2 protein-coding genes are annotated in these 4342 nt (G+C 71.6%); both read left to right on the top strand.

Annotation, left to right across the window (positions count from 1 at the left end; translation table 11 throughout):
* Nucleotides 1-210 precede the first annotated feature (210 nt).
* A complete protein-coding gene (locus tag SACPADRAFT_RS0224340) occupies nucleotides 211-1080 on the top strand; it encodes a spermidine synthase (protein ID WP_007026673.1) in 870 nt (289 codons plus the stop codon).
* A 437-nt stretch (nucleotides 1081-1517) separates the two neighbouring features.
* Nucleotides 1518-4342: sensor histidine kinase (locus SACPADRAFT_RS29740; protein WP_007026674.1), on the top strand; the 2825-nt coding region annotated here is incomplete at its 3' end.

Genomic DNA, 4342 nt, shown 5'->3' with positions numbered 1-4342 from the left:
CGCGCCCACCGACGGCGCCCCCGTCCCCGACGGCACCGCCACCACCGGCCCGGAAACCGGCACCGACCGTGCCCCCTGAGTGCCGCCCACCCCGTGCGGCACGGTCGTGCCCCGTCCGGCGCCGGGGCGACGTCGGCGTGATGATGGGACCACCGCCCGGGCACACCCGGTCGGAACCACAGGAACGAGACGACGCGGGAGGAGTGCGAGTTGTCCGAACTCCGGGAGCCGTTGACGCGCGGGATGTCGCAACTGTGGGAACTCGACGACGTCCTCTGGGAGGCCGACACCCTCTACCAGCACGCCGTGATCGCGAGGACGGCCCAGGGTGTCTCGCTGTTCTGTGACAACGATCCGCAGAGCACCGAACTGGCCCAGCGGCACTACCACGAGGCGCTGCTGGTTCCCGCGCTGCTGCTCGCCGACCGTGTGGAGCGGGTCCTCGCGGTCGGCTCCAGCGAGGGGGTGATCAGCGCGATGGCCGTCGAGGCGGGAGCCGCCCACGTCGACCATGTCGACATCGACCGCGAGGTCGTCGAGCGGTGCGCCCGGCACCTGCCCTACGGCTACACCCCGGACGAACTCGACCGTGCCGTGCGCGGCGAGGGGCCGGTGACCGTGCACTACGCGGACGGGTGGGAGTTCGTGCGCGCGGCCGCGTCCGACGGCGCGGGCTACGACGTCGTCGTCGCCGACCTGCCCGGCGAGCGGGAGGACGACGCCCAGCACAACCGGTTGTTCGGGGAAGAGTTCCTGCGCCTGTGCGCCTCGGCGCTGCGTCCCGGCGGGGTGGTGACTTCCCAGGTCGGCTGCCCGACGTTGTGGCTCAACGGGATGCTCCGGCGTGCCTACCGGCGGTTCACCGACGTCTTCGGCACGGTGTTCTACTACGGCTCCGACGAGTTCGACTGGGCGTTCCTCACCGGCCGGGTCGACGCCGTGGCCGAACCTGCCGCGCGGATGATCGACCGGTTCCCCCACCTCACCTACCGGCCCGGCACGCTCGACGCCGAGGCGCTGACGGCGGGCAGCGTGCTGCCCTACACCCTCCGCAGGGAGCTCGCCGCCGAACGGTCCTGACCACCGGGGCGAAGCCTCCGCATCGCGGAATCACCGGCCACTGTGGCCGGACGTCCGGACGGTGAACGGCAGGTACATACGTGTGATCTCGCGCACACTTCACTCGGGTGGGTAACGGTGCACACCAACGCTGTACTGCGACGATCGGGTGAGTGCCGTGTCGGCGGGATGGTTGAGTGCGACCGGGGTCGCACGATGCATGTCACACGGGCTTTGCCCGGGGGCGTGTGGCACATAGAGTCCGACAGACAATCTTCGCCTATGAGGCGGGCCTCGACACCCGTGAGCCGCGCGTCCCACCACGGACCGCGACGAGACGTCGTATTGACTCGTGCTCGCGGAGCTGAATAGCCTCCCCGCGCAGCGTCGGCTCGATGCGGTGTGGGCGGGTCGGACACGGGTTGGGGGCCCATACGGAACATGTCGCTGGAAGGGCCTTGAGCGCGTTGTTGAAGACGAGATCCGCCTCACGCAGTGGGCGTTCGACGATCCGGAACCGGATCCTGGCCATCGCCTTCGTGCCCAGCATCGTCTTCCTGCTCTCCGGATCGGCGATCTCGGGCTATCTGATCTACGACGCGGTCCAGGTCCGGTCGTTCGCGACGAGCGTGCACGACGCGGCCGAGCCCGCGGGGCGGTTCTTCGCCGCCGTCCGTGCGGAGCGCAGGCTGACCCTGCAGGAGATCGCCGGTTCGCGCTCGCTGGGCGCGCAACTGCAGGAGTCCCGGGCCGCCACCGACGCCACCGCACAGCGGCAGGCGCAGGCGCTGAACGACGTCACCGGCAGCGCGCCGGAGAGCGTGGTGGAAAGCGTCGAGGCGACGTTCCGGCAGGTCCAGCGGCTGCCAGGGTTCCGGCAGCGGGTCGACAACGGTGCGGTCACCCTGCAGGAGGCCTACGAGTACTACAACGGCATCATCGACCAGTACGTCCACGGTCTGAACAGTGTCGCGCGGGAGACACCGAGTGCCGAGACCGCGTACATGCGTCTGATGGCGATGCCGCTGTTCACCGCCTCGGACTCGATGTCCCGCGGTGACGCGCTCGCCGCGTCCGGCCTCTCCGGCGGCGGACTCACCGAGGAGGAGTTCCGCAGCTACATCAGTGAGGTCGGTGCCTACCACTCCGCGCTGGAGCAGGCGGTCCCGGAGATGATCCCGGAGGTCCGCGGGCAGTACGACCAGCTGGTTTCGAGCGAGGCGTGGGACACGCTGCTCACGGTGGAGAACGCCTTCCTCCGGGGCAACCAGAACAACCTGCCGGTGCCGGAGGACCAGTGGCGTGAGGCCGCGAGCGAGGTCAGCGCGACGCTGTGGGGCCTCTACGTGCAGCAGAGCACCGACGCGACGAACCTCGCCGTCGACGAGGCCGACGAGACGCTGGCGACCTCGATCGCCGCCGCCGCGGCCGTGCTGGTGATCTCCGCCGCCGCGTTCTTCTTCTCCTGGCGTCTGTCGAACCGGCTGATCCACCGGCTGACGGCGCTGCGTGCCGAGACGCTGGACATCGCCGAGGACCAGATGCCGCGTCTGGTGGAGCGTGTCCGTGGCGGTGACCAGGTGGACCTGTCCAGCGAGATGTCCTACCTGGAGTACGGCGAGGACGAGATCGGCCAGGTCGCCGACGCGTTCAACAAGGCGCAGCAGACCGCCGTCGCCGCCGCCGTGGACGAGGCCAAGACCCGCGAGGGTACGCAGCGCGTGTTCCTCAACATCGCGCACCGCAGTCAGGTGATCGTGCACCGCCAGCTGCAGGCGCTCGACGCGGCGGAGCGCAAGCAGGAGGACCCGGACCAGCTGGACATGCTGTTCCGGTTGGACCACCTCTCCACCCGTGCCCGGCGCAACGCCGAGAACCTGATCATCATGGGCGGGGAGCAGCCCGGCAGGCAGTTCCGCAACCCGGTCGCGATCACCGACCTGGTGCGGGGTGCGGTCGCCGAGACCGAGGACTACAAGCGCGTCACGATGGGCAAGCTGCCCGCCACGGCGGTCGCCGGGCCGGTCGTCGGCGACCTGGTGCACCTGCTCGCCGAGCTCATCGACAACGCGACCTCGTTCTCCCCGCCGCAGTCCCGCGTCGAGGTGCGCGGCGAGCTGGTCGGGCGCGGTGCCGTCGTGGAGGTCGAGGACCAGGGCATCGGGCTGGAGCAGGAGGAGCTCGACCGGCTGAACGAGACGCTGCGGAACCCGCCGGACTTCAGCTTCATGGCGCTGTCCGAGGAGCCGCGGCTGGGCCTGTTCGTCGTCGCGCGGCTGGCCGCCAAACACGGCCTGACGGTGACCCTGCGGGAGTCCGCCTACGGGGGCACCCGGGCCATCGTGCTGGTGCGCGCCGACCTGCTCAGCGACGTCGCGGAGAAGGGCAAGAGCGTCTCCGAGGCCGACTCGAAGTCCGAGGGCGACGTGCCGGAGCGGGGCGCGATCCCCGCGCTCAGCCGTAGGCCCCGGTCGTTGCCGAAGTCGACCGGGCAGGTCAACGGCTCGCACGACGGGCCGGCCGTCCCCACGGCGGATGCGGCCGACGACGGCCGGACGGACGACCGCTCCGGCGGTTCCGGTGACGGCCCCGGCACGGGCACGGGTGCGGGCGCCGACCGCGGGACCGGCCGGGGTTCATCCACCACGGAGACGGCCACGCTGACCGGCACCACGACGAACTCCGACGGCGGCGCCGAACCCAGCGCCGCCGACACCGCGGCGCTTCCGAACATCCCGTCCGGTGTCAACGGCACCGGCACGAACGGGCACCTCGATCCCGGATACGCCGGGGCGGACCGTGCCGGATCGAACGGTGCGGCGCCGGGACCGGAAAACGCCACGCGGAACGGCGCCGCGCAGGACGACGGGAACGGCCCGGAGGCCGACGGCACGCCCGGAGACCTCGCGAGCAGGCTGTCCGGCGAACCGGCCGGGGATTCCGAGGTGACCATGACGATGCCCGCGGCCACGGGGTGGCACCAGTCCGAGGCACCCCGGGAGGAGGTCGCCGAGCAGGGCCAGGACCGTCCGGGGCTGCCCCGCCGCGGCGGGGCAGCGCAGGATCCCCAGGCTCCGCAGGGGACCGAGCCCCGGTTCCGCAGGGGCGCGCCGTCCGAGAACCCACCGCAACGGGAGACACAGGTGCAGCGAGACGCGCACCCGCAGCAGCCCGCCCCTCCGGTCGGGCAGCCGCAGGCCCACGCGCAACCGCAGACCCAGCAGCGGCCCCAGCAACCGCCACAGGGACGTCCCCAGCCGCCGACGCGGCGGCGCCCGGACGG

Source organism: Saccharomonospora iraqiensis subsp. paurometabolica YIM 90007 (assembly GCF_000231035.2).
GTDB classification, from domain to species: Bacteria; Actinomycetota; Actinomycetes; order Mycobacteriales; family Pseudonocardiaceae; genus Saccharomonospora; species Saccharomonospora paurometabolica.
This window is presented reverse-complemented; position numbering and strand designations above follow the sequence as displayed.